General features: G+C 37.4%; 26 protein-coding genes. 11 read left to right on the forward strand and 15 right to left on the reverse strand.

The window, feature by feature from the left end; all coding sequences use genetic code 11:
- Positions 1-7: 7 nt before the first annotated feature.
- The 5 genes from K6J66_RS08260 to K6J66_RS08280 form a co-directional block, all read right to left on the reverse strand.
- Positions 8-1,054, reverse strand: a complete 1,047-nt coding sequence (locus K6J66_RS08260; protein WP_038439950.1) for a CYTH domain-containing protein — start codon at positions 1,052-1,054, stop codon at positions 8-10.
- A gap of 323 nt (positions 1,055-1,377) precedes the next feature.
- Positions 1,378-2,094: an HvfC family RiPP maturation protein gene (locus tag K6J66_RS08265; RefSeq protein WP_005664578.1), complete on the reverse strand. Its 717-nt coding sequence runs from the start codon at positions 2,092-2,094 to the stop codon at positions 1,378-1,380.
- The gene (locus K6J66_RS08270) at positions 2,084-3,007 is read right to left on the reverse strand and encodes an HvfB family MNIO-type RiPP peptide maturase (RefSeq protein WP_005647267.1); all 924 of its coding nucleotides are present in this window, start codon (positions 3,005-3,007) and stop codon (positions 2,084-2,086) included. Before K6J66_RS08270 ends, K6J66_RS08265 begins: the two co-directional genes overlap by 11 nt.
- 59 nt (positions 3,008-3,066) lie before the next feature.
- Positions 3,067-3,354, reverse strand: a complete 288-nt coding sequence (hvfA, locus tag K6J66_RS08275; protein WP_038439952.1) for an oxazolone/thioamide-modified RiPP metallophore HvfA — start codon at positions 3,352-3,354, stop codon at positions 3,067-3,069.
- 38 nt (positions 3,355-3,392) lie between these two features.
- The gene (locus K6J66_RS08280; RefSeq protein WP_005653243.1) at positions 3,393-3,833 is read right to left on the reverse strand and encodes an HvfX family Cu-binding RiPP maturation protein; all 441 of its coding nucleotides are present in this window, start codon (positions 3,831-3,833) and stop codon (positions 3,393-3,395) included.
- 222 nt (positions 3,834-4,055) lie between these two features.
- On the opposite strand from K6J66_RS08280, the gene K6J66_RS08285 reads away from it, so the two are divergent.
- From K6J66_RS08285 to K6J66_RS08315, 7 genes are all read left to right on the forward strand, one after another.
- A complete protein-coding gene (locus K6J66_RS08285) occupies positions 4,056-4,736 on the forward strand; it encodes a TIGR00153 family protein (RefSeq protein ID WP_005647270.1) in 681 nt (226 codons plus the stop codon).
- A gap of 24 nt (positions 4,737-4,760) precedes the next feature.
- Entirely contained in the window at positions 4,761-6,023 is a 1,263-nt protein-coding gene (locus K6J66_RS08290) for an inorganic phosphate transporter (RefSeq protein ID WP_005664582.1), read from the forward strand.
- Between the two features lie 65 nt (positions 6,024-6,088).
- On the forward strand, positions 6,089-6,700 hold the full coding sequence (locus K6J66_RS08295; RefSeq protein ID WP_005664583.1) for a TIGR04211 family SH3 domain-containing protein: 612 nt from the start codon (positions 6,089-6,091) through the stop codon (positions 6,698-6,700).
- Between the two features lie 6 nt (positions 6,701-6,706).
- Positions 6,707-7,957, forward strand: a complete 1,251-nt coding sequence (locus tag K6J66_RS08300; protein WP_110442506.1) for a multifunctional CCA addition/repair protein — start codon at positions 6,707-6,709, stop codon at positions 7,955-7,957.
- A gap of 71 nt (positions 7,958-8,028) precedes the next feature.
- The gene (gene lolB, locus K6J66_RS08305; RefSeq protein WP_038439955.1) at positions 8,029-8,649 is read left to right on the forward strand and encodes a lipoprotein insertase outer membrane protein LolB; all 621 of its coding nucleotides are present in this window, start codon (positions 8,029-8,031) and stop codon (positions 8,647-8,649) included.
- 11 nt (positions 8,650-8,660) lie between these two features.
- Entirely contained in the window at positions 8,661-9,602 is a 942-nt protein-coding gene (gene ispE / locus K6J66_RS08310; protein ID WP_038440258.1) for a 4-(cytidine 5'-diphospho)-2-C-methyl-D-erythritol kinase, read from the forward strand.
- 1 nt (position 9,603) lies between these two features.
- Complete coding sequence (locus K6J66_RS08315; RefSeq protein WP_038439956.1) at positions 9,604-10,551, forward strand: ribose-phosphate pyrophosphokinase; 948 nt, start codon at positions 9,604-9,606, stop codon at positions 10,549-10,551.
- Between the two features lie 64 nt (positions 10,552-10,615).
- On the opposite strand, the gene tyrS is transcribed toward K6J66_RS08315, so the two are convergent.
- The 3 genes from tyrS to hmrM all read right to left on the reverse strand — a co-directional run bounded on the left by tyrS (position 10,616) and on the right by hmrM (position 14,122).
- Complete coding sequence (tyrS, locus tag K6J66_RS08320) at positions 10,616-11,803, reverse strand: tyrosine--tRNA ligase (protein WP_021035315.1); 1,188 nt, start codon at positions 11,801-11,803, stop codon at positions 10,616-10,618.
- 199 nt (positions 11,804-12,002) lie between these two features.
- A complete protein-coding gene (gene sfsA / locus K6J66_RS08325) occupies positions 12,003-12,719 on the reverse strand; it encodes a DNA/RNA nuclease SfsA (RefSeq protein ID WP_014550863.1) in 717 nt (238 codons plus the stop codon).
- An 8-nt stretch (positions 12,720-12,727) separates the two neighbouring features.
- Positions 12,728-14,122 carry a sodium-coupled multidrug efflux MATE transporter HmrM gene (hmrM, locus tag K6J66_RS08330; RefSeq protein ID WP_038439957.1) on the reverse strand — a complete coding sequence of 465 codons (1,395 nt, stop codon included), beginning with the start codon at positions 14,120-14,122 and terminating at the stop codon, positions 12,728-12,730.
- Between the two features lie 43 nt (positions 14,123-14,165).
- Here hmrM and ribE point away from each other — a divergent pair, with 43 nt between their 5' ends.
- Positions 14,166-14,780 carry a riboflavin synthase gene (ribE, locus tag K6J66_RS08335; protein ID WP_005647294.1) on the forward strand — a complete coding sequence of 205 codons (615 nt, stop codon included), beginning with the start codon at positions 14,166-14,168 and terminating at the stop codon, positions 14,778-14,780.
- Between the two features lie 67 nt (positions 14,781-14,847).
- On the opposite strand, the gene pepN is transcribed toward ribE, so the two are convergent.
- Genes pepN through K6J66_RS08350 form a run of 3 tightly spaced genes read right to left on the reverse strand, consistent with a single transcriptional unit; the run spans position 14,848 to position 18,090 of the window.
- A complete protein-coding gene (pepN, locus tag K6J66_RS08340; protein ID WP_038439959.1) occupies positions 14,848-17,457 on the reverse strand; it encodes an aminopeptidase N in 2,610 nt (869 codons plus the stop codon).
- A 43-nt stretch (positions 17,458-17,500) separates the two neighbouring features.
- Positions 17,501-17,845: a type II toxin-antitoxin system HicB family antitoxin gene (locus tag K6J66_RS08345; RefSeq protein WP_005653201.1), complete on the reverse strand. Its 345-nt coding sequence runs from the start codon at positions 17,843-17,845 to the stop codon at positions 17,501-17,503.
- A complete protein-coding gene (locus tag K6J66_RS08350; protein WP_005653200.1) occupies positions 17,842-18,090 on the reverse strand; it encodes a type II toxin-antitoxin system HicA family toxin in 249 nt (82 codons plus the stop codon). The genes K6J66_RS08345 and K6J66_RS08350 overlap by 4 nt, the downstream gene beginning before the upstream one ends.
- 418 nt (positions 18,091-18,508) lie before the next feature.
- Here K6J66_RS08350 and purE point away from each other — a divergent pair, with 418 nt between their 5' ends.
- From purE to K6J66_RS08365, 3 genes are all read left to right on the forward strand, one after another.
- Entirely contained in the window at positions 18,509-19,003 is a 495-nt protein-coding gene (purE, locus tag K6J66_RS08355) for a 5-(carboxyamino)imidazole ribonucleotide mutase (RefSeq protein ID WP_005664624.1), read from the forward strand.
- 69 nt (positions 19,004-19,072) lie between these two features.
- On the forward strand, positions 19,073-20,161 hold the full coding sequence (gene purK, locus K6J66_RS08360; RefSeq protein WP_038439960.1) for a 5-(carboxyamino)imidazole ribonucleotide synthase: 1,089 nt from the start codon (positions 19,073-19,075) through the stop codon (positions 20,159-20,161).
- 139 nt (positions 20,162-20,300) lie between these two features.
- Positions 20,301-21,491 carry an amino acid aminotransferase gene (locus K6J66_RS08365; protein WP_038439961.1) on the forward strand — a complete coding sequence of 397 codons (1,191 nt, stop codon included), beginning with the start codon at positions 20,301-20,303 and terminating at the stop codon, positions 21,489-21,491.
- A gap of 104 nt (positions 21,492-21,595) precedes the next feature.
- Here K6J66_RS08365 and K6J66_RS08370 read toward each other — a convergent pair whose 3' ends face one another.
- The 4 genes from K6J66_RS08370 to K6J66_RS08385 are packed head-to-tail and all read right to left on the reverse strand — an operon-like array spanning position 21,596 to position 23,961.
- Positions 21,596-22,222, reverse strand: a complete 627-nt coding sequence (locus tag K6J66_RS08370; RefSeq protein ID WP_005671598.1) for an energy-coupling factor ABC transporter ATP-binding protein — start codon at positions 22,220-22,222, stop codon at positions 21,596-21,598.
- Position 22,223: 1 nt separating this feature from the next.
- Positions 22,224-22,856, reverse strand: a complete 633-nt coding sequence (locus K6J66_RS08375; protein ID WP_032824077.1) for an energy-coupling factor transporter transmembrane component T family protein — start codon at positions 22,854-22,856, stop codon at positions 22,224-22,226.
- Positions 22,856-23,476, reverse strand: coding sequence for a cobalt transporter CbiM (gene cbiM / locus K6J66_RS08380; RefSeq protein ID WP_032824078.1), 621 nt, complete (start codon positions 23,474-23,476; stop codon positions 22,856-22,858). Before cbiM ends, K6J66_RS08375 begins: the two co-directional genes overlap by 1 nt.
- Positions 23,476-23,961, reverse strand: a complete 486-nt coding sequence (locus tag K6J66_RS08385; protein ID WP_005657038.1) for a hypothetical protein — start codon at positions 23,959-23,961, stop codon at positions 23,476-23,478. The genes cbiM and K6J66_RS08385 overlap by 1 nt, the downstream gene beginning before the upstream one ends.
- Positions 23,962-23,964: the final 3 nt, after the last annotated feature.

The raw sequence follows: 23,964 nt of genomic DNA on the forward strand, positions 1-23,964 counted from the left end.
GGTATACCTACCCTAGGTCATAAGATAATTCCATTAATTTGATCATTCGCTCAAAATAAACTCGACTTTTCAAAAGTGCGGTCAATTTTTCAATAGTTTTTTCATTGTCTTTCGTTTCACTATGAAAACGAATCAAATCACGGATTTCAGCAAAGATTTTCTGATTGCTTTCTAACAAAGCTGGTAAGCGCGTTTCTTTTTGTTTTTCTGTTGCCACCGCTTCTAAGATTTTCCCATTTTCATCATAATAATGATAAAGATTAAAAAATGCCCCGACTCGCTCCACTGTTTTCATAAAATCTTGGCTAAAAAGTACGGGAGAAAATGATAAGGTTTCTTCCAAAAGTTTCTGTTCCATTTTCAACACAGAATTAAATTTTGCACAAAAATCTACCGCACTTTCTTCTCGTTCTTCTTTTAAAAAATCACGCCATTTATTGAGCCAATCCGTCAAAAATTGTTTTGAACCTAACAAATAACCACGCTTCGCTTTACTTGCACTACTAAAATAAATATCCCTTTCAAAAGGCAAAGTTTCCACAAAATCAAAAAGATCCTGCACATTGCCAGATTTTAATTCAAATTCAATTTCACAAATAGGCTGTTCATATTCGCCTGCAATAATTTTGCCTTGATCGAATGCCACTTCAATTTTGGATTGTTGAAATTCAACTAACCAAAAAGTGCGGTTAAAATCTGTGGAGAAAATAGGTTGTAGTGTAGAACTAGGTAATTGTTCAAAAGAATAAAGTTCTCTTAATTGCGCATTGGTTGGCGTTTCTTTTTCGGTTAATGGTAAATTATATTCTGGACGACTATGCAATCCACCAACAACTTCGCCGTTAGTTTTAAGCGTTAATGTAAGTTCTTGATCTTCTTGACGAATACGCAACCCCATTTTTTGTTTAGCAAGAAAATGATCGGGATAATCATAATAGGTGTTACCCAAAAATAAATTTTGATGTTCTAAAATCGTAAATTTTGCAAGATATTGTGGCAATTCAATACCTATTTGTGGCGAAATCGCCAATTTTAATTCAATTTCTTGTAACATAATATTCTCCATTTAAATTAACTGGTTAAATATACAATACAATAGAAATAAATCAAGATTTTTGTGGTGTTTTACTTTACATATTAAATAGCTATAAATGAATTTTTATTTATTGTGATTAAAATATTGCGACTTTTAAATAAAAAAATAATCCGAAAAACATAAACAGATTTCATCGGATAATATTGATAATTTTAAATAACAAAGCCAGATTAAAATGTGAATATTTACTAATCTAAATTAGCAATAATTGTGAAATGTCAATTAAAATAAGTAAGATGAAAATATGAATATTTTCATCTTACTCAGCATTTTCAAAAATTTTATCTTTGTTCGGGGTAAATTACTTCAGATGTAACCCATTTCATCCATACTTGCTCTAATAATGGGATTATTGAGGTACTGTCTTCAACCATTGTATTAAGAGCAGACAAAACATTTTCTAATGAATTTGGTTGTTCTTGTAGATAACTTAACAACCAGTAATCTAACTCTGAAAGGATTTGTTGCTGAATCCTAAAATCACTATCACGCCATACAATAACTTGAATTGGCGTATCATCAAATTGTTTAAAGTCACTTGATAAAAAATCAACGTCATAACTTTTTAAATAAGCTGCACCAGATAATTGCATTACGCTATGTCTATTCCACTCAAATTTTTCAGGCACTTTGGCTAAAGAAACTTCTGCGAGTAATTGTGTATTTTCAAAATCCATCAATGCCAATATATTTGTATCAAATATCTCTTTTTCTTGACAAAACAAGAGAAATTCTCCTGCAATATCTTGGAAATAAGGAGAATGGGCATTACCATTTTGCACAAAATTTTCTTTAGCATTTTTCCAATACTCTGGCTCAATATGCAATGGTGCTTCAACAAAACAACGATCAATAAAACCAAAAGCATTATTACGAACTAAACGTGTATATACCGCTAAACGGCTTGCAGCATAACCATTTAAAGGATCTGCATTACCTAACCGAATAGCATTTGCCAATGCTTGCTGAGTTTCTTTCAATGATGACTTAGGCAGCATAAGACATTACCTCTGTGTGAGCGTATTTTTGCTGTAATTGTGCAATATGCTCAACTTCGGCGTAAAGTTCTGCAAATGGTGGGAAGTTGAAATCACGCTCCAATAATGTTGGAGGAATCGTAGGTAGTCGTTGATAGGCATATTCGAGTAAATCCCATACAGTGCCTTTTACAGCTTCTCCGTGTGTATCAATTAATAATTCAGGTAAATGGCGATATGCTCCTTTTACTTTATTAAATGATTCATTTGCTGAATTCTCTACAACTTGTGCAGCAGAATGTTCTTCATCGTGCCCTGCAATATGAATGTAATTAACACGTTTAACATCAACTTGATCTAAAAAGATATAAGGATCAAGCAATCCGTGATTAACACCATTAACATAAATATTATTCACATCTAAATGAATGCCACAATCAGCCTCTTGTGCGATAGCATTTAAAAATTCCACTTCATTCATTGTGCTAGTAGGAGAATGCAAATAATAAGAAGTATTTTCTAATGAAATTTGTAATCCTAAGAAATCTTGCACATCACGTATTCGTTGTGCAACGTGTTTTACTGCTTCTTCTGTAAATGGCATAGGTAATAAATCATATAAATGCCCTTCACATTCACAATAACTTAAATGTTCAGAAAAGAAAGACGAATTATATTGATTAATTAATGCTTTCGTATTACGGAGTAATTCGCGATCAAGTGGTGCTTGCCCACCTAAAGAAAGTGAAAGACCGTGTACTGCTAACGGAAATCTTTCTGCTGCTTGATCAAATTGATAACGTGCCATTCCACCCATTTTACTCCAATTTTCTGGTGCGACTTCAATAAATTGAATAGCGTTATTTGAGGGAAGTTGTAAAAAATCCTCAGCTAAATTCCGACGATAACCTAGTCCAGCGCCTTGTAATTTCATAATTAACTCCTTTTTAATAAAAGCTGGCATAAATTGTTACGCCAGCATAATTATTATTCTTATTTAGAACCGCATTTACCTTCGCCACATTTGCCTTCAGCAGCTTTCGGTTTGCTCGCACCACATTTACCCTCGCCACATTTACCTTCAGCAGATTTAGCTTTGTCTGCACCGCATTTGCCTTCACCACATTTACCTTCTGCAGCTTTTGTTTTGACACATTTATCGCCCACACAAGATGTTGCTGTATTATCAGTACTGCTTGACTTTGATTCAGCCTGTGCTGCTGTCGCTACTGCCATCGTTAATGCACCTGCTAATGCTGTTAATGTTGCTAATTTTTTCATTTGAATAATCTCCTAGAGTTTGAATTTTGAATAAATAATTAGAGAAATTTCAACCAGCTTTTAGTTGGATAAACCTTCTTAATAAGCGTGTCTAAAGAGAGTTTCCCCGCTCCCTGCGTAATTAAGATTAATAAAGTCACCACATAAATTAATGGTAATTTATAACCATTATCACATACGTTATAACCTGAATCGGCGTGAATGCTATACCACGCGACAGAGATTAAAATCGTTAAACTTAATGCACTAAAACGTGTTAGTACCCCAAATATCAGCAAGAATGGGAAAATTAATTCTGATCCCATTGCAACGTGCCAATTAATATCGGCAGGAATAAGATTAAATGGAAAAGGAAAACGATCTTGTATTTCAGCGAACCAATTTTGTCCATTCCATTTTTCTAATCCTGATTCAAAAAATTCCCACGCGAGAAAAAAGCGTAAAATCAATAAACTTACGCCACTGCCGATACCTTGCATCTTACAATCCTTCATTTTTTTACCTTTCAAATTTTCTCGCTTTTAAAGCGAAAAGTGTATTGAGTTACTTATCTTACCACACTAGGAAATATTACCCAGTTGCTTACTTAGTCGAAGATAAACCTTTTTTCTTACAAATTTTTTTGAAAAATTTTAACTATCAACAAAAATCGGGTAATATGCGCACGAATTTTTAACCCCTTAATTTGGAGTAAATCACTTATGGCAATGAATAATATTCTCGGATTATTTGCCCATTCGCCTCTCAAACCGTTACAAAAACACTCTGAAAAAGTGACCGAATGTAGCGATCTTTTGATTCCTTTTTTTCAAACTACTTTCTCAAAGAATTGGGAACAAGCGGAAGAAAAACGCTTAGAAATTTCTCAATGTGAACGCGAAGCAGATAGTTTAAAACGTGAAATTCGATTGAAATTGCCACGTGGTTTATTCTTACCTATCGATCGTACTGATCTTTTAGAATTAGTCACGCAACAAGATAAACTTGCCAATTATGCCAAAGATATTGCAGGCCGTATGATTGGTCGTCAATTTGGTATTCCTGAAGAAATGCAAGAAGAATTCTTACATTACGTAAAACGAAGTTTAGATGCTATTCATCAAGCTCACCGAGTAATAGAAGAAATGGATAAGCTATTAGAAACGGGTTTTAAAGGCCGTGAACTCAAATTAGTCAATGATATGATTCAAGAACTTGATTCAATTGAAGATGATACAGACCAAATGCAGATCAAATTGCGTAAAATGCTTTACACCATCGAAAGCCGTTATAATCCAATTGATGTAATGTTCTTATATAAAATTATTGAATGGGTTGGCGTTTTGGCTGACCAAGCACAACGTGTCGGTTCGCGCATTGAATTAATGCTCGCGCGTTCATAATCAACAAAACATAGGAAATAAACTATGGAAATTATTAGTCAATATGGTTCTTGGTTGGTGTGGATCACAGCAGCCTTTGGCTTTTTTATGGCGTTCGGAATTGGAGCGAATGATGTCTCAAACTCAATGGGAACATCAGTAGGATCTGGTACCATAACCGCCAAACAAGCAATTATTATCGCATTAATTTTTGAATCTGCTGGTGCCTATCTAGCAGGTGGTGAAGTAACACAAACCATTAAAAGTGGTGTAATCGATCCAATGCAATTTGTCGATACGCCAGATATTTTAGCTCTAGGTATGCTTTCAACCTTATTTGCATCGGGTGCTTGGTTATTTATTGCAACCAAAATGGGTTGGCCAGTTTCTGGTACACACACTATTATTGGTGCAATTATTGGATTTGCCTGTATTACGATTGGCCCTAGTTCTGTAGATTGGTCAAAGATTGGCAGCATCGTTGGTAGCTGGTTTGTCACGCCTGTCATTGCGGGTATTTTGGCTTATGCAATCTTTGCAAGTACGCAAAAACTTATTTTTGATACCGAACAACCACTAAAAAATGCAAAAAAATATGGCCCTTATTATATGGGGATAACCGTATTTGTACTTTGTATCGTGACGATGAAAAAAGGCTTAAAACACGTAGGCTTAAATCTTTCAAACAGTGAAACTTTAATCATTTCACTTGCCATCAGTCTTATCGGAATGTTTTTCTTCCATTTCTATTTTAAAAGCAAAACCTTCACTCAATCAGCAAACAAAGGCACTTTTGGTGCAGTAGAAAAAGTCTTCAGTATTTTAATGTTATTAACCGCTTGTGCGATGGCATTTGCGCACGGTTCTAATGACGTAGCCAATGCAATTGGCCCTCTTTCTGCAGTGGTCTCTATTGTAAATGAAGGCGGTAAAATTGTTTCAGGTGGAGCCTTAACTTGGTGGATTTTACCACTAGGTGCATTAGGTATTGCAGTAGGCTTAATTACTATGGGACAAAAAGTGATGGCGACTGTTGGATCTGGGATTACCGATTTAACGCCAAGCCGTGGCTTTGCTGCTCAATTTGCTACAGCGATGACCGTTGTCGTGGCATCAGGCACAGGCTTACCCATCTCAACAACACAAACACTTGTTGGAGCTATTTTAGGTATCGGCTTTGCACGTGGTATCGCAGCACTGAATTTAACGGTTATCCGAAACATCATTAGTTCTTGGATTGTCACATTACCAGCAGGCGCATTTTTCGCCATTATTATTTTCTATGTGCTAAGAACTATCTTTAATTAATTGATCTCAATAAAAAGTGCGGTTAATTTTAACCGCACTTTTGTTGTGATGTTTAAGGGGAAAAAATGAAAAAGATCTATAAAGCCTTAATCTCATCTTTACTTTTAAGTACATCAATAAATGTTGCTTATGCGGAAACCCAATATGTTACTGAAAATTTAAGTACTTTCTTACGTCGTGGTGCTGGCGAACAATTTAAAATTGCAGGTTCAATTCAAGCAGGCGAAGCGGTGAATGTATTAGAACGCCAAGGCAAATACACACTCATTCGCGACAATAAAAATCGTGAAGCTTGGATTTTAAATTCAGACTTAAGTAGCACGCCAAGTAGTAAAGAAGAAAATCCAAAATTAAAAGCGCAAGTCCAAGAATTAACCTTAAAACTTAGTCGTTTAGATGGCGATTGGCAACAGCGTACCGTCGAAATGCAACGTCGAACCAAACAAGCTGAGCAACAAAGTGCGGATCTTTTAGAACAAAATTCACAATTGAAACGTGAACTTGAAATGACCAAAAATAAAAATCGTGATTTAGAAGCGATACTTGATGCAGGTAAACGAGAAATTGCGATCCAATGGTTTATTTATGGCGGTTCAGTATTAGGCGTAGGCTTACTCTTCGGCTTGCTCATTCCTTATGTGTTACCAAAACGTCGCCGTCGTGATGGCTGGGAATAATCACGAATGAAAGTTTATTTGGTTGGAGGGGCTGTTCGCGATCAATTATTGGGGTTACCAGTAAAAGATCGTGATTGGATTGTGGTAGGCACAGACCCCGCTACGCTACTCTCTCTCGGTTATCAGCAAGTAGGCAAAGATTTTCCGGTTTTTCTCAATCCTAAAACAAAAGAAGAATATGCGCTTGCCCGAACAGAACGTAAATCTAGCGCAGGTTACACTGGCTTTATTTGTGATTTCTCCCCAACAATCACATTAGAACAAGATTTAATTCGACGAGATCTCACTATTAACGCGATGGCTCAAAGCGAAGACGGTGAAATTATCGATCCTTATGGCGGAAAACAAGATTTAGAAAATCGAATTTTACGCCATATTTCTCCCGCTTTTTCAGAAGATCCTTTACGTGTATTGCGCGTGGCACGCTTTGCAGCCCGTTATCATTCTCTCGGTTTCAAAATTGCCTCGGAAACATTAGCTCTAATGACAGAACTTGCCCTATCGGGAGAATTACAACATCTCACGGCGGAACGCGTTTGGCTAGAAACAGAAAAAGCCTTAAACGAAAAAAATCCTGAAATTTATTTTGAAACCTTACATAAAACAGGCGCATTAAGCGTTTTATTTTCTGAAATTGATGCCCTTCATGGGGTGCCAAATCCAGTAAAACATCATCCCGAAGTGGACAGTTTTATTCATACCATGTTGGTATTAAAACAAGCGGTTAATTTGACTGAAAATAACCCTATCCTAAATAAAAGTGAGGTTCGTTTTGCGGCTATTTGTCATGATCTTGGCAAGGCTCTTACACCTCAAAATATTCTTCCTCATCATTATGGGCATGAACAAGCTGGCATAAAACCGACTAGATCATTGTGCAAACGCTTGAAGGTTCCAAGTTATTTTCAAGAACTTGCAGAACTGACTTGTGAATTTCACACGCATATTCACAAAGCCTTTGAGCTTCGAGCTGAAACCGTCATAACGCTGTTTAATCGTTTTGATGTGTGGAGAAAACCACAACGCTTTCAAGAATTTCTACAAGTATGTCTAGCTGATACTCGAGGTAGAACTGGTTTTGAAACTAAAGACTATCCACAAATAGATTACATCAATCAGTTATTACATACGGCAAATGAAGTAGATGTACAGCAAGTTATTGCCGATGGATTTGAGAAACAAGCAATCAAAAATGAATTAACGAAACGAAGAATCTTAGCGGTTAAACAAACAAAAACGAATTACCCAACAAATTAACAAATAAAAGTAACTTTACTCAATTAAACTAAATCCTTAAAATATGCGAGCTTATTAACTTGATGAATAATATGAAAACGTTTAAATTTCTCACCGCACTTTTTGTCACTGCGATTCTAACCGCTTGCACATTAGATATGGAACGTCCTACTAATGTACAATACATTGATAAAACGGATGCGATATGGCAACAACATTTACAAAAGATTCAAAAAATTCAATCCTATCAAGCCAAAGGACAAATTGGTTATATCAGTCCTACAGAACGTTTTTCTAGCCGCTTTGAATGGCAATACCAAAATCCAAAATCTTATACGCTTAAACTCTATTCTTTAATCAGTAAATCTACCCTGTTGATTCAAATGCATCAAAGCGGGATGACAATTTCCGATAACAACGGTAATCAACAATCTGCAGCCAATGCGAAACAATTATTACAAGAGATCATTGGAATGGACATTCCTTTAGAACATTTAGTTTATTGGTTGAAAGGCCAACCAGCAATGAATGCAGATTATCAAGTTGGCACCAACCATTTACTTGGTGCATTTACTTATCATGTGGATGGTTCTCAATGGACGGCAGATTATCTAACCTATCACTCAAATAATTCGATGCCTGAAAATATTTTGCTGAAAAATGACAGCACGAAACAAACCTTAAAAATTCGCGTAGACGAGTGGATTTACTAATGAATACATTAATGAAATCACATCAATTTTCTACCGCACTTTGCCAAAATACAACAGAATCAAATGGGCAGCCATTACGCTTCCCTAGCCCAGCCAAACTGAATTTATTTCTTTATATCAATGGAAAATTGCCGAACGGCTATCATGAATTACAAACGCTTTTCCAATTTTTAGATTTTGGCGATTGGTTAGACATTAGTATTCGGGAACAAGATAATCAAATTGTTTTAACGCCAGAAATTCCAAATCTAAAAACGGAAAATAATCTAATTTATCGAGCCGCAAAACTTTTACAAGAAAAAGCCAATATTCAATTGGGTGCGAATATTCATTTAGATAAAATTCTTCCAATGGGAGGCGGTGTTGGTGGTGGTTCATCCAATGCAGCAACCGCATTAGTCGCTTTAAATTATTTATGGCAAGCCAATTTATCCATTGATGAACTAGCAAAATTGGGATTAACATTAGGCGCGGATGTGCCAATATTTGTACATGGACACGCAGCTTTTGCTGAAGGCGTTGGGGAAAAAATCACTTATTGTGAACCTGCCGAAAAATGGTTTGTTATATTAAAACCCGATGATTCAATATCGACGGCTGTCATCTTTCAAGATCCAAATTTACCACGTAATACACCGAAAAAATCCCTCGAACAACTTTTGAGTGAACCTTATAAAAACGATTGCGAAAAAGTTGTGATAAATCATTATTCAAACGTTGAAAAAGCGTTAAACTGGTTGCTACAATATGCGCCGGCAAGATTAACAGGAACGGGAGCCTGTGTTTTTGCTGAATTTGATCATGAAGCAGAAGCGCAAGCGGTATTTAGAAAAAAACCAGAAGCATTTTTTGGTTTCGTCGCTAAAGGACTCAATGTGTCTCCCTTGCACGCAATGTTGAAGCAGCTATCATCAACTCATACTCATCGACAATCTAAACCTGAGGTTTTATAAAATGCCTGACATTAAACTCTTCGCGGGTAATGCTACACCTGAACTTGCAAAACGTATTTCTGAACGTTTATATATTTCACTAGGCGATGCAACAGTCGCTCGTTTCAGCGATGGAGAAATTCAAGTTCAAATTAATGAAAATGTGCGTGGTGCGGATGTATTTATCATCCAATCAACTTGTGCGCCAACCAATGATAACTTGATGGAATTGGTTGTGATGGTAGATGCGTTACGTCGCGCATCTGCTGGTCGTATTACTGCCGTAATTCCTTATTTCGGCTATGCTCGCCAAGATCGTCGTGTTCGTTCTGCTCGTGTGCCTATTACCGCTAAAGTTGTGGCAGATTTACTTTCAATTGTTGGTATTGACCGTGTCTTAACCTGTGACCTACACGCAGAACAAATCCAAGGTTTCTTTGATGTTCCCGTAGACAACGTATTTGGTTCGCCAGTTTTAATTCACGATATTTTGAAAAAATCTGATCTTAAAAATCCAATTGTTGTTTCCCCAGATATTGGCGGCGTTGTACGTGCTCGCGCTGTCGCTAAATTATTAAATGATACGGATATGGCTATTATTGACAAACGTCGCCCTCGTGCAAACGTAGCACAAGTGATGCATATTATCGGTGATGTTGCAGATCGTGATTGTATTTTGGTTGATGATATGATTGATACTGGCGGTACGCTTTGTAAAGCGGCAGAAGCATTAAAAGAACGTGGTGCAAAACGTGTTTTTGCTTATGCAACTCACGCCGTTTTCTCTGGTGCAGCAGCCAAAAATTTAGCCAGCGATGCCATTGATGAAGTTGTAGTTACTGACACGATTCCTCTATCAGAAGAAATAAAAGCGATCGGTAAAGTTCGCGTGCTTACGCTTTCTTCCATGCTGGCAGAAGCCATTCGCCGCATTAGCAACGAAGAATCTATTTCTGCGATGTTTAACTAAATTAAAATTTCAATAAAAAATACCGCACTTTTATTGCCAAAGTGCGGTATTTTTTTTATCTATTTTATTCCACAGTCACACGCGCAAATTTTCGTTTACCCACTTGGTAAACATTTGTGCCTTTCGGTGCATTATCTTTTACGTTATCGACTTTTTCACCATTGATTTTTACACCGCCTTGTTGAGCAGAGCGAATCGCTTCAGAAGTGGAAGGAACAAGACCAGCTTCTTTTAATAAGGTGGCTAAACCAATTTCGCCAGAAAACGTAAATTCAGGCATTTCATCAGGCATTGCGCCTTTTTGGAAACGGTTAATAAATTCTTGTTCTGCAGCGTTTGCTGCCTCTTCATTGTGGAAACGTGCAATTAATTCTTTTGCTAATAAGATTTTTACATCACGTGGATTTTTGCCGTTTTCTACTTCCGATTTTAATTGTGCAATTTCACTTAATGGACGGAATGAAAGAAGGTTATACCAATCCCACATGAGTTCATCAGAAATTGACATCACTTTACCGAACATATCGCTTGGTGCTTCCGTTACGCCAATATAGTTACCAAGTGATTTAGACATTTTTTTCTCGCCGTCTAAGCCAACGAGTAATGGGAGTGTAATCGCAACCTGTGGTTTTTTGCCTGCTGATTTTTGTAATTCACGACCAACAAGTAAGTTGAATTTTTGGTCTGTACCGCCTAGTTCCACATCTGCATCTAATGCAACGGAATCGTAGCCTTGCAGTAATGGATAAATAAATTCATGGATGGCAATGGGTTGGTTGTTGCCAAAGCGTTTTTTGAAGTCGTCGCGTTCAAGCATACGTGCAACAGTGTAGTTGCTTGCAAGGCGAATCATACCTTCTGTACCAAGTTTGCTTAACCATTCAGAGTTGAAGACGATTTTGGTTTTTTGAGGATCGAGAATTTTATAAATTTGCTCTTTATAGGTTTCCGCATTGCGCAATACATCTTCACGGCTGAGCGGAGGACGAGTCGCATTTTTACCTGATGGATCGCCCACCATTCCAGTAAAATCGCCAATTAAGAAATAGACTTCATGACCGAGTTGTTGAAATTGACGTAATTTGTTTAATACAACAGTATGTCCTAAATGAATATCTGGTGCGGTTGGATCTGCGCCTAATTTTACTTTTAATGGGCGATTTTCTTTCAGTTTTTCGATTAAATCCGCTTCTGAAAGGATTTCATCAGTACCACGCTTTAGTTCCGCGAGAACGGTATTAATGTCAGTCATTATTACTTCCTAATTATGTTTTTTGAAAGGTTTTATTATAGGGATTCTTGGCGATTTGTGAATAAAAAAAACGCCTATTTGTGGGGAAATAGGCGGGAATGTTGGAGTGATTATCTAATATTGTTGTTGGAATGATTAGATGATAATTGTTATCAATAATGTTGTCAATAAATAAATGAAAATAATTCTCAAAAAAATATTATTTTATATAAGGCACCGATTCTATCAAAGAAAGTGCGGTAGGAATTTCATTAGAAATTTCAAATTGTCCCACATAAGCATAGGCTTCAACACCTTGTTCCATTGCTTCTTTTAATAAGCGATCATATTCAGGATCAATATATTCTGCGATTTTGAAACGATCAAACCCATTATGTAACCCAGCAAATAGCACCACTGCTCTATGACCTTGTTTTTTCATTGCGAGTAATTCACGAACGTGTTTTTGTCCACGCGTAGTAACCGCATCGGGGAACATACCTAAATTACCTTTTACAAGCGTGATTGATTTCACTTCTACATAACAATCAGGCAAACCCTCGCCTTTTAGTAAGAAATCAATTCGGCTATTTTCTTCGCCGTATTTCACTTCAGGATAAATTTCATCATACATTGCTAATTCTTTGATTTGTTTATTTTGCAATGCTTCAAAGACAAGCTGATTAGAACGATGCGTATTGATACAACAAAGTTGTCCATTTGCAAGTTGTGTGAGCTCCCAAGAATGGGGATATTTGCGGGTTTGGCTATCAGAATGTGAATACCAAATGGTATCGCCTTTTTCACCGCAGCCAGTCATCGCACCTGTATTGGCGCAATGAATTGTCATCACATCACCAGTTGGTAGTTCAATATCCGCAAGAAAGCGTTTGTAACGACGAATTAATTTTGCCGATTGTAAAGCTGGAAGTTGCATAAAGTTCCTTATTTAAGTTTTTCTAAACGTTGTAAAATAGCGTTGTCGTTCATAGCTTGCATTTTTTTCATTCTCAAAGAAAGTAAGAATGCCGCAAAAGTGAGCGAGACCACAAAGGCAATCCAGAAACCTTTCGCATCAATGTGTGGCACAAGCCAATCTGTACGACCTAGCGTATAACCAAGTGGCACACCAATTACCCAATAAGAGAAAAGGGTAATGTATAAAATGACTTTAGTATCTTTATAACCACGTAAAATACCACCAACCACCATTTGAATGGTATCTGAAAATTGATAAAGTGCGGCAAATAATAATAGATTTGCTGCCATGGCGATGACAATTTCATCTGTCACGAAGATCGATGCAATTTCATAACGGAAAAAAATCGTAATTAATGCAGTAACAATTGTCACAGTTAGCCCTAATAATAATGCGGCATAGCCAATTTTCTTCGCATTTTGTGGAGAACCTGCACCCAATGCTTGTCCAACTAAAATCGTCGTTGCCATACCAATCGACATAGGGAACATAAAAATAAAAGAACTAGTATTCAGCGTAATTTGATGGCTTGCCACAATAGTTGCACCCAGCGGAGAAAGCATTAAGGACGTAAGTGCATATAACGCCACTTCGCAACAAATTGCAATGGCAATGGGTAATCCTAAACGCAGTAATTTTTTAAGTGTTTTCGGATTTGGCATTTCAATTAATTGACTAAATACTTTTAGTGAACGTTCTTGAGTATTCGTGTAGGAATAGAAAATCATCATTAAGCACATTGCCCAGTTCACAATAGCTGTCGCAATACCACAGCCCACCGCACCAAAAGCAGGCATACCAAATTTTCCATAAATAAAAATGTAATTAAGCGGAATATTAATCAATAAACCTAAAAAGGTAATGACCATCGCAGGCTTGGTTTTCTCAATCCCATCATTTAAACAACGAAAATTAATCAGCATCAAATAAGCTGGCAATCCCCACAACATCGCGTGTAAATAATCGCGTGCTAAATCTGACATTTTGCTTTCCATTTGCATATATTGCAGCGGAATTTCACAGAAATAAATCAGTAAACCTAAAGGAATACTCACGCCTAACACAAGCCAAATGCCTTGGCGAACTTGATGTGCAATGCGATGGTGTTGGCCTGAACCATTCAAATAAGAAATTGTAGGCGGCAATGCCAACAATAAACCTTGCCCAAAAAACATCAATGGCATCCAAATTGAAGCACCAATAGAAATGGCTGCCATATCAGTGGAACTCACTCGCCCCGCCATAATGGTATCCGCTAATCCCATTGAGTTTTGTGCAATTTGCGCTAATAAAATAGGCAAGGAAATTTTAATCAACTTTTTAATATCAGTGTGGTATTGAGATAAAAGACGAAAATTCATAAATTTGATATACTGCTAAAAATTTTTAGAAAAGGAAAAAATTATGTTTACTGGAATTGTCCAAGGCACCGCCCCTATCCACTCCATTAAAGAAAAGGCTAATTTTAGAACACAAGTAGTAAAATTACCACCTGAAATGCGTAAAGATCTGGAAATTGGCGCATCAGTAGCAAATAACGGCGTATGTTTAACTGTAACTGAAATTAACGGCGATCTGGTTAGCTTTGATCTGATGCAAGAAACTTTAAAAATTACAAATCTAGGCACAGTAAAAGTGGGCGATTATGTGAATATCGAACGTGCTATGCAAATGGGAACGGAAATTGGCGGACATTTATTATCTGGTCATATTTATTGCACCGCAAAAATTTCAGATATTATCGCTAGTGAAAATAACCGACAAATTTGGTTTGAACTGCCAAGTGCGGATGTGATGAAATATATTTTAACGAAAGGATTTGTTGCGGTAGATGGCATTAGCCTCACTATTGGCGAAGTAAGAGACACTCAATTCTGTGTAAATTTAATCCCTGAAACTTTGCAACGAACCTTAATGGGGCAACGTAAAGTGGGCGATATTGTGAATATTGAAATCGATCCTCAAACGCAAGCCATTGTAGATACGGTAGAAAATTATTTGCAGTCAAAAAATTTTTAGTTCATTTAAAAATATTCGGTAATTGAATAGAGAATAGGCATAAAGCCTATTCTCACATCATCAAGTGTTACTGCAACGCTTTCTCAATCTTTTCAAATAAATCTTTTGAAAGATTTTCTACGACACTTAGGCGTTCTAAAGCACGTTTCATCAAGGTTTGGCGTTGAGCATCAAAGCGAGAAAAACGAATTAATGGCTCGATTAAACGTGCAGCCACTTGCGGATTACTTTCATTTAAACGGATTAACACATCTGTTAAGAAACGATAGCCAGAACCGCTTACGTTGTGAAATGCTTTTAAATTGTGATTTGCAAAGCTACCTACTAATGCACGTAAACGGTTTGGATTGTTGAAGTTAAAACTTGGGTGATCCATTAATAACTGAATAATTTCCAACACATTTTCATCTGGGCGAGTGGCTTGTAATGCAAACCATTTATCCATTACTAATCCATCGTGCTGCCATTTTTGTTCAAAATCAGCTAACAACGCATCTCTACAAGGTAATGCCGCTTTAGTTGCAACACTTAATGCCGCCAATGTATCTGTCATATTATTCGCATTATTGTAGTGTTTTTGTACTAGGTTGTTACCCAAATTAGTATAAGCCAAATAAGTTAAGCAAAGATTACGCATTGCACGCAAGGCGATGTCTTGTTGCGTAACTTGATACTCATCAAGACGAATATGGGTATAAACACGCAAGAAATCATCTTTTAAAGATTCTGCAATTTGAGCTTGCATAAATGCTCTTGCTGCTGAAATACCATCAGGATCGATGGTTTTGAAACCTTCCGCAAATTCCATTTCTTTCGGCAGTGTGAGAATTAATGTTGCCAGTTCAATATCTTTCTCATAATGGTTCAGAACATAAGAAAGTGCGGTTAAAATTTCAGGCGAAATTTCTAGTGCCTCGCCTTGTTGGAAACGCACAACATTACGACGTAATTCTTGCGCAAATAGCATTTGTGCCGCATCCCAACGGATAAATTGATTGCCTGCAAATTTAAGCAAGCCTAATAACTGCTCCGTTTTATAATCATAATCAAGTTTTACTGGCGCGGAGAAATCACATAATAATGCTGGAATTGGGCGACCATAAATGCCGTGAAACTCAAAGACTTGGTCTTTTTCAGTAACATTTAATACATCACTCAACAATTCGCCATTATGTTGTAACATTTGTTTCGTGCCATTCGCATCATAAAGTGCGATTTTTAATGGAATATGTAAATTCACTTTTTCCATTTGATCTGCGGTTGGCGGTGTGGATTGTGAAACCGTTAAACGATAAGTATGCGTTTTTTCGTCATAAGCATCGCTAATCAATAATTCTGGTGTACCCGATTGGCTATACCAACGGCGGAATTGATTTAAATCGAGGTTATTTGCTCGTTCCATCGCAGAAACAAAGTCTTCACAGGTTGCCGCTTTGCCATCATTTTCAGCAATATAAAGCTGCATCCCTTTTTGGAAGCCTTGCTCCCCTAATAAAGTGTGCAACATACGAATCACTTCCGCCCCTTTTTCATATACGGTTACGGTATAAAAATTATTCATTTCAATCACTTTTTCAGGGCGAATTGGGTGTGACATTGGGCTTGCATCTTCGGCAAATTGCACGGTACGTAAAAATTTCACATTATTAATGCGATTCACAGCACGCGAACCTGTATCAGAAGAAAATTCTTGATCGCGGAAAACCGTTAAGCCTTCTTTCAAACTTAATTGGAACCAATCACGGCAAGTCACACGATTGCCTGTCCAGTTATGGAAATATTCGTGTGCAATCACACTTTCAATGGCAAGATAATCCTCATCGGTTGCCGTTTGTGGATTGGCTAATACAAATTTAGAATTAAAAATATTCAACCCTTTGTTTTCCATTGCACCCATATTAAAAAAATCGACGGCAACGATCATGTAAATATCTAAGTCGTATTCTAAATTAAAGCGATCTTCATCCCATTTCATCGCTTTTTTCAAACTTTCCATTGCCCAAGTTGCACGGTTAAGATTACCGCGATCCACGTAAAGCTCTAACGCAACTTCACGGCCACTTTTAGTAATAAATTTATCTTGTAATAAATCAAAATCCCCCGCCACTAAAGCAAATAAATAGCTTGGTTTTGGGAATGGATCATTCCATTCCACCCAATGGCGACCATCTTCTAATTCGCCACTTGCAATGCGATTGCCATTAGAAAGTAAGAATGGATATTTAATTTTATCTGCCGTAATTTTGGTTGTGTAACGCGCTAACACATCAGGACGATCAAGCATATAAGTGATTTGACGGAAACCTTCCGCCTCACATTGCGTACAAATGCCTTCGCCAGACTGATATAGCCCCTGTAATGAAGTATTTTCAGCTGGCATAAGGAAGGTCACAATTTCAAGTTCAAATTCTTCCGCACTTTTACCTTTTAAATCGAGCGTTAAACTCTCGCCATCTTGTTGATAGGCAGTAAATGGCTCGCCATTAAATTTAATAGAAGAAAACTGGAAGCTATGCCCGTCTAAACGCAAAGAAGTCGCTTCATTATTTAAGCGTTGGAATTTTGAGGTTGCGGTTACCACAGTATGTTTAGGATCAAGTTGAAAATCTAAATAAATGTCTGTGACCGTAAAATCTGGTTGTTTGTAATCTTTTCTATATTTTGCTTTGGCTAACATAATTTGACCTACTTTTGATGAAAGAAAATGTAAATACGTTTTGTTATCTTAAACTTGGTTTTTCACGAAAAATTTTTTCTTGAATCGCTTCCGTAACAAAAGCATTAAGAGAACGATCGCCTGCTATGATCGTAGCTTCTCTATGCAATTCCTCGCCAATTCGTACATTAAATACACCTTTAAAAGGCTTATTCGGTTCTTTACCTAATTCCAAACAATCTTGTAAATATAAATCAACAGATTGACGAAATTCTTTTTCTAGCTCAGATAATGACTCTGCTTCGTAAGTCACTAAATCACGAATGTAAGCAAGTTTGCCAAATAATATATTGTTTTCTAAATCCGCCTCAATCGTGCCAACATAACCTTTATAATTTAATAACTTCATAGAATACCTACCTGTTTTAATGATTCTTTCACTGACTTTAAAGCACCGCCTTTAATATAATTTTCAGGGTGGGGCTTGTGTAACAAAATCGTATGTTCGAGTGTTCTATTATAAAATCTCACTCGAGAGCCTGCCATTTCTCGCTTTTCATAACCTTGTTGAGCTAACAAAGAAACTAATTCATTCCAATTAAATGTAGATTTTGATTGTGCGAGCTTATCTAATAATTTTTCAGTTCGTCCCATATAAACTATCGCCCATTAATTTGGTATCAAGTATAGTTACTAAAATTTAAAAATCAAATAATTATAAAATAATCCCCATTAATACTTACATAAATAGCAAACGTTTGCTCAATATATGTAATCTATGCTATTCTACGCCACGTTTTTAATTAGTTGTAGGGTGGGCTTCAGCCCACTTTTGTTATGGCTAAATGGATAAAAAACGGTGGGCTAAATGAATAAAAATGGTGGGCTAAAGCCCACCCTACGATCTAACATAATTTGACCTATTCTTATAAAAATTGTGCTTAGGATAAAATTTTATCCTTAAAGTTGCAATGGTATTTTCCTATAAAAGCCATTTGGCAAACGTTTGCTCAATATATGTAATCTATGCTATTCTATGCCACGTTTTTAATTAGAAAATTGAGAAAATAGCATGTCAAACACTGCACAAATTGCCGTTGTAATGGGTTCCAAAAGCGATTGGGCTACCATGCAAGAGGCAACTCAGATTTTAGATGAATTAAAAGTACCTTATCATGTGGAAGTCGTCTCTGCTCATCGTACGCCTGATAAACTTTTTGAATTTGCTGAAAATGCACAAAAAAATGGCTACAAAGTGATTATTGCTGGGGCTGGCGGTGCGGCACATTTACCTGGTATGATCGCAGCGAAAACCCTTGTGCCAGTGCTGGGCGTGCCAGTAAAAAGTTCTATGTTAAGTGGCGTAGATAGCCTTTATTCAATTGTGCAAATGCCAAAAGGGATTCCAGTCGGAACATTAGCAATTGGCCCTGCGGGTGCCGCAAATGCTGGATTGTTAGCCGCACAAATTCTAGCAAGTTGGGATGCAGAATTGCTTTCACGCTTGCAATCTTTCCGTGAAAGCCAAACTCGTGCTGTACTGGACAATCCCGATCCACGCACATAAAAACATCTTTAGATCTGACCGCACTTTTAAAGTGCGGTTGTTTTTTTCGTAAATTTAACGAGAAATATTATGCAAAACTCCACCTTATACCCAACGGTTTATGTACTTGGCAACGGACAACTCGGCAGAATGTTAGGTTACGCAGGCACACCTTTAGATATTTATGTTGAACCCTTAGCCTTCAATGCGCCAGTTTTTGACTTACCTGAAAATGCGATCATCACGGCAGAAATTGAACGCTGGGAAAAAATGCCTTTAACTGAATTACTCGGCAATCATAAAAACTTCGTCAATCAACATGTATTTGGATTATTGGCCGATCGTTTTACGCAAAAATCCTTACTTGATGAACTCAATCTTTCTACCTCGCCTTGGTGTTTATTAAAAGATAAAACGCAATGGAATGATGTTTTCCAAATTGTTGGCGAGAAAGTTGTCGTCAAACGTAGAACAGGCGGATATGATGGGCGTGGTCAATGGATTATCAGCGATGAAAACAAAGCGGACATCACTGATGACTTATTTGGTGAAGTGATCGCAGAAAAATTTATTCCTTTCGATTATGAAGTTTCTATTGTAGGCGCAAGATTTAAAAATGGCGAAAAGCGTTTTTATCCCGTTACGCATAACCTGCAACAAAATGGTATTTTGCGTTACAGTGTGGTTGATAGTGCATTTCCTCAACAATCCGCACAACAAAAACAAGCTGAAACAATGCTCGGCAAAATTATGGATAAATTAGGCTATGTGGGTGTGATGGCAATGGAATGTTTTGTTGTAGGCGACAAATTACTAATTAACGAACTTGCGCCTCGCGTACATAACAGTGGACATTGGACACAACTGGGATGTGCTATTAGTCAATTTGAATTACATTTACGCGCGCTACTTGATTTGCCAACACCTGACTTACAAATTTTTGCCCCAAGTGTAATGGTAAATTTAATTGGCACAAACCATAATCCAAAATGGCTTAATATACCTTTTGCACAACTTCATTGGTACGGTAAAGAAGTGAGGGCTGGGCGTAAGGTTGGGCATATCAATCTTTCTCATCCCAATAAAGCAGTCATTATTCAACAATTAGAAAAACTTCGCGCTGAATTACCCGAAGATTATCAATCGGGATTAAATTGGGCGGTTGAAAAACTAAAATAATGTAAAAAATGACCGCACTTTTTGATGAATATTTAAAAATATCAAAGTGCGGTTAATTTTTATAAAAATCTTTCTTGATAAAATAAAACGGCTGAAGTATAAAATTATCCACCACACAACTGATACATAAGGAAAAGCTATGTTTGAACATATTAAAGCGGCACCAGCCGATCCAATCTTAGGCTTAGGCGAAGCATTCAAATCCGAAACTCGCGAAAATAAAATCAATTTGGGCATTGGCGTTTATAAAGATGCGCAAGGCACAACCCCAATTATGTGTGCAGTGAAAGAAGCAGAAAAACGCTTATTTGATAAGGAAAAAACGAAAAATTATCTGACTATCGATGGTATTGCGGATTATAACGAACAAACAAAAGCGTTACTTTTCGGTAAAGATTCTGAAGTCATCAAATCTAATCGTGCGAGAACAGTACAAAGTTTAGGCGGAACAGGCGCATTACGCATTGCGGCAGAATTTATTAAACGTCAAACTAAAGCACAAAATGTTTGGATCAGCACACCAACATGGCCAAACCACAATGCGATTTTCAATGCCGTCGGTATGACAATTCGTGAATATCGTTATTATGATGCTGAACGCAAAGCCCTTGATTGGGATCATTTACTTGAAGATTTAAGCCAAGCAAGCGAAGGCGATGTGGTGCTTTTACACGGTTGTTGCCATAATCCGACTGGTATTGACCCAACCCCTGAACAATGGCAAGAATTAGCCGCACTTTCAGCAAAAAATGGCTGGTTGCCGCTCTTTGACTTTGCTTATCAAGGTTTAGCCAATGGCTTAGATGAAGATGCTTATGGCTTGCGTGCTTTTGCGGCAAACCACAAAGAATTGTTAGTAGCGAGTTCATTCTCGAAAAACTTTGGTTTATACAATGAGCGTGTAGGCGCCTTTACTCTTGTGGCTGAAAATGCAGAAATTGCATCAACCGCATTAACACAAGTGAAATCAATTATTCGTACACTCTACTCTAACCCTGCATCTCACGGCGGCGCAACTGTAGCAACAGTATTAAATGACACTCAACTTCGCCAAGAGTGGGAAAATGAATTAACTGAAATGCGTGAACGTATCAAAAAAATGCGTCATTTATTCGTTCAGTTATTAAAAGAATATGGTGCAGAACAAGATTTCAGCTTTATCATTGAACAAAACGGTATGTTCTCTTTCAGTGGATTAACAGGGGAACAAGTGGATCGCTTAAAAGAAGAATTTGCAATTTATGCTGTTCGTTCTGGTCGTATCAATGTGGCTGGTATTACTGAAGATAATATTCGCTATTTATGTGAAAGCATTGTGAAAGTGCTTTAATAGGGTTAGAAATAATATCCTCTAAAATATTGTAAGTAAAAAATAAAGCCTTGATTATCAAGGCTTTAATTTTATTTAATCATTAATAAATTCTCGGCAATGGTTCATTTGTTGGTAAATCTAATAATTTCTGTGGCTAATTCGTTAATAAATCCATGATGATGGGATGAAATCAAAATGGGTAAGGAAAGCTCACGCAAAAGTGCGGTCAATTTTTCAGTGTTTTTTCGATCTAATCCATTGGTGGGTTCATCTAATAATAAAATTTTTGGCTGCATCGCTAAAACACCCGCAAGTGCCGTGAAATTTTTCTCACCACCAGATAGGGTATGCACCATACGATCTTTTAAACCTGTGATACCAAGACGTTCTAATTGCTGCTCTGCAATATGATATGCCTGCTCTCTAGGCATATTTTGGTTTAATGGCCCGAAGGCAACATCATCCAACACTGTTGGGCCAAAAAGTTGATCATCGGCATTTTGAAAACAAATACCAATCGTGCCACGAAAGGGTGCAAAATCTTTTTCTTCACGACAAACTTGGTCAAATAGTTTAATTTCCCCTTTGGTTACAGGAACAAATCCCAACAAAGCAAGGAGTAAAGTGGTTTTTCCTGAACCAATTTCCCCTTGTACGAAAAGACGTTTTTGACCTTCCAAGGTAAAACTCAAATCTTGAATAATCGCTCTACCATTGCGTTCTATATAAAGATTATTTACAGCTAACATGTTATTTTTCTCTCTTTTTGCCGAACTGAAAACCACGACATTTTAACGCCATTTGCGCAGTTTCAGCTTTCAGCAGAGCATGAATCAATAATAAAGCGACACTTTGAGCCGTCACATAAAGGGTTCGGCGATTAAGCCCAGGACGAAATCCACGAGCTCGCATGGCAATATCCATTTTTTGACGCAGTTCGCCAAGCAGTGCAATGTAACGTACAGTCAGCACAAAAAGTTGAATTAATTTTTCTGGCAAAGGCAATTTACCAATGGCTTGAACAAGTACTGCATCATTAATATTCCACAAAAAAAGCCAAAGAGAAATCAGCAATAAATGAGTCCGTAAACTTAATTTTTCTGCTAATTCGATGCCTTGAAAATTGAGTTCAATGCCATTTTCTCCAATTTGCCAACTTAATGTTGCCCACATTAAAGCAATAAAAATGACTAAAGCAAACCAACGTTTAAGGTAAGGCAAAAAAGATTTTTGACTGAGCTGCAGTGAAATAAAAAAGAGAGAAACTGCAAGCACATTAAGGGAGATAAGCCAAGTAAGATCATTCAATCCACTAATGATTAGCCCCCAGATAAACAGATAAATCAACCTAAAGTGCGGTTGAAATAAGCGATGAATTTTCATTAAGAGACATTCTGGGTACGATTCATGACTTCAGGATACATTTTACCAAGCAAGGTAATCACCCCTACGCTGATAATACTATCCAAAATAAATACCGGAAGATGAGAGACTAGCAAGAGCCAAACAAGATTCAGATAACTTTTTCCACCATCTAACATCAGCACAAAAGAAGCAAGCGCGCCTGCCCCGCCAACGCCAATAACGCCAGCACCAATACCGACTAATAAGCGATCTTTTAATGCCATGTGCGGTTGTAAACGAGAACGGAAAAGATAATAAGCGATCACAGCTGGTATTGCCATCACGCAAAGATTGACACCTAACACGGCAAATCCGCCAAAAGAAAAGAAGATGACTTGCAATAAAAGTGCGATAAGAAACGCAGGAAAAACAGCCCACCCAAGGAATAAACCAGCCATACCATTTAAAATTAAATGCACGCTACCAATTCCTACAGGCACATGAATGGTTCCTGCCACAAAAAATGCAGCGGCAAAAAGTGCGGTGAGCGGTAAACGTTCTGATTCTAAACGACGTAACCCCACAGCAATGCCCGCAACAGCAAGCACTGCGCCAGCTAATAAAATAGGCGTATGTAACACGCCTTCAGATAAATGCATTAAATACGTCCTTGTTTAATTTTACGCGCATTACGTAAAGCAATAAGTCCAGCAATACCAACGATATAACCGATTCCACCTAAAATATCATGCAAATAAATTTTATCTTTTAAATGTGCAATATCTTCACGAAGCAGCATTAAATCTGCACCGCTTTGATTTTCGGCAGAGGTATGAGCGGCAACCACTGACGCACGGTGTCCTTCATCGCCTTCCACCACCACTTTTAAGGTTGTGTGTGGCACATCAGCAATAGAAAGCTTAAATGCACCTTGGCGGTCTGTTTTTCCAGTTAAAACGGGATCAGAAACACCTGAGCGGAAAACTTCTAAATAAGTTTCAGCTGCTGGGGTCATATCAGAATAATAGGATTTGCCAGAGAGTGTTTGCCCATCATATTGGGCAAACACATAAAGTGCGTGGGCATAAGCATTCGGGAGATAGCAAGCCGCAAAAAGTGCGGTTAAAAAAGCAAATTTTTTCATCCC

Origin of the sequence: Haemophilus influenzae (genome assembly GCF_019703545.1) — a bacterium.
Taxonomy (GTDB): domain Bacteria; phylum Pseudomonadota; class Gammaproteobacteria; order Enterobacterales; family Pasteurellaceae; genus Haemophilus; species Haemophilus influenzae_E.

Excerpts from the sequence above, each read along its gene's own strand:
- K6J66_RS08260 (WP_038439950.1), bottom strand. The coding sequence starts at position 1,054 with ATGTTACAAGAAATTGAATTAAAATTGGCGATTTCGCCACAAATAGGT.
- K6J66_RS08265 (WP_005664578.1), bottom strand. The coding sequence starts at position 2,094 with ATGCTGCCTAAGTCATCATTGAAAGAAACTCAGCAAGCATTGGCAAAT.
- K6J66_RS08270 (WP_005647267.1), bottom strand. The coding sequence starts at position 3,007 with ATGAAATTACAAGGCGCTGGACTAGGTTATCGTCGGAATTTAGCTGAG.
- hvfA (WP_038439952.1), bottom strand. The coding sequence starts at position 3,354 with ATGAAAAAATTAGCAACATTAACAGCATTAGCAGGTGCATTAACGATG.
- K6J66_RS08280 (WP_005653243.1), bottom strand. The coding sequence starts at position 3,833 with ATGCAAGGTATCGGCAGTGGCGTAAGTTTATTGATTTTACGCTTTTTT.
- K6J66_RS08285 (WP_005647270.1), top strand. The coding sequence starts at position 4,056 with ATGGCAATGAATAATATTCTCGGATTATTTGCCCATTCGCCTCTCAAA.
- K6J66_RS08290 (WP_005664582.1), top strand. The coding sequence starts at position 4,761 with ATGGAAATTATTAGTCAATATGGTTCTTGGTTGGTGTGGATCACAGCA.
- K6J66_RS08295 (WP_005664583.1), top strand. The coding sequence starts at position 6,089 with ATGAAAAAGATCTATAAAGCCTTAATCTCATCTTTACTTTTAAGTACA.
- K6J66_RS08300 (WP_110442506.1), top strand. The coding sequence starts at position 6,707 with ATGAAAGTTTATTTGGTTGGAGGGGCTGTTCGCGATCAATTATTGGGG.
- lolB (WP_038439955.1), top strand. The coding sequence starts at position 8,029 with ATGAAAACGTTTAAATTTCTCACCGCACTTTTTGTCACTGCGATTCTA.
- ispE (WP_038440258.1), top strand. The coding sequence starts at position 8,661 with ATGAAATCACATCAATTTTCTACCGCACTTTGCCAAAATACAACAGAA.
- K6J66_RS08315 (WP_038439956.1), top strand. The coding sequence starts at position 9,604 with ATGCCTGACATTAAACTCTTCGCGGGTAATGCTACACCTGAACTTGCA.
- tyrS (WP_021035315.1), bottom strand. The coding sequence starts at position 11,803 with ATGACTGACATTAATACCGTTCTCGCGGAACTAAAGCGTGGTACTGAT.
- sfsA (WP_014550863.1), bottom strand. The coding sequence starts at position 12,719 with ATGCAACTTCCAGCTTTACAATCGGCAAAATTAATTCGTCGTTACAAA.
- hmrM (WP_038439957.1), bottom strand. The coding sequence starts at position 14,122 with ATGAATTTTCGTCTTTTATCTCAATACCACACTGATATTAAAAAGTTG.
- ribE (WP_005647294.1), top strand. The coding sequence starts at position 14,166 with ATGTTTACTGGAATTGTCCAAGGCACCGCCCCTATCCACTCCATTAAA.
- pepN (WP_038439959.1), bottom strand. The coding sequence starts at position 17,457 with ATGTTAGCCAAAGCAAAATATAGAAAAGATTACAAACAACCAGATTTT.
- K6J66_RS08345 (WP_005653201.1), bottom strand. The coding sequence starts at position 17,845 with ATGAAGTTATTAAATTATAAAGGTTATGTTGGCACGATTGAGGCGGAT.
- K6J66_RS08350 (WP_005653200.1), bottom strand. The coding sequence starts at position 18,090 with ATGGGACGAACTGAAAAATTATTAGATAAGCTCGCACAATCAAAATCT.
- purE (WP_005664624.1), top strand. The coding sequence starts at position 18,509 with ATGTCAAACACTGCACAAATTGCCGTTGTAATGGGTTCCAAAAGCGAT.
- purK (WP_038439960.1), top strand. The coding sequence starts at position 19,073 with ATGCAAAACTCCACCTTATACCCAACGGTTTATGTACTTGGCAACGGA.
- K6J66_RS08365 (WP_038439961.1), top strand. The coding sequence starts at position 20,301 with ATGTTTGAACATATTAAAGCGGCACCAGCCGATCCAATCTTAGGCTTA.
- K6J66_RS08370 (WP_005671598.1), bottom strand. The coding sequence starts at position 22,222 with ATGTTAGCTGTAAATAATCTTTATATAGAACGCAATGGTAGAGCGATT.
- K6J66_RS08375 (WP_032824077.1), bottom strand. The coding sequence starts at position 22,856 with ATGAAAATTCATCGCTTATTTCAACCGCACTTTAGGTTGATTTATCTG.
- cbiM (WP_032824078.1), bottom strand. The coding sequence starts at position 23,476 with ATGCATTTATCTGAAGGCGTGTTACATACGCCTATTTTATTAGCTGGC.
- K6J66_RS08385 (WP_005657038.1), bottom strand. The coding sequence starts at position 23,961 with ATGAAAAAATTTGCTTTTTTAACCGCACTTTTTGCGGCTTGCTATCTC.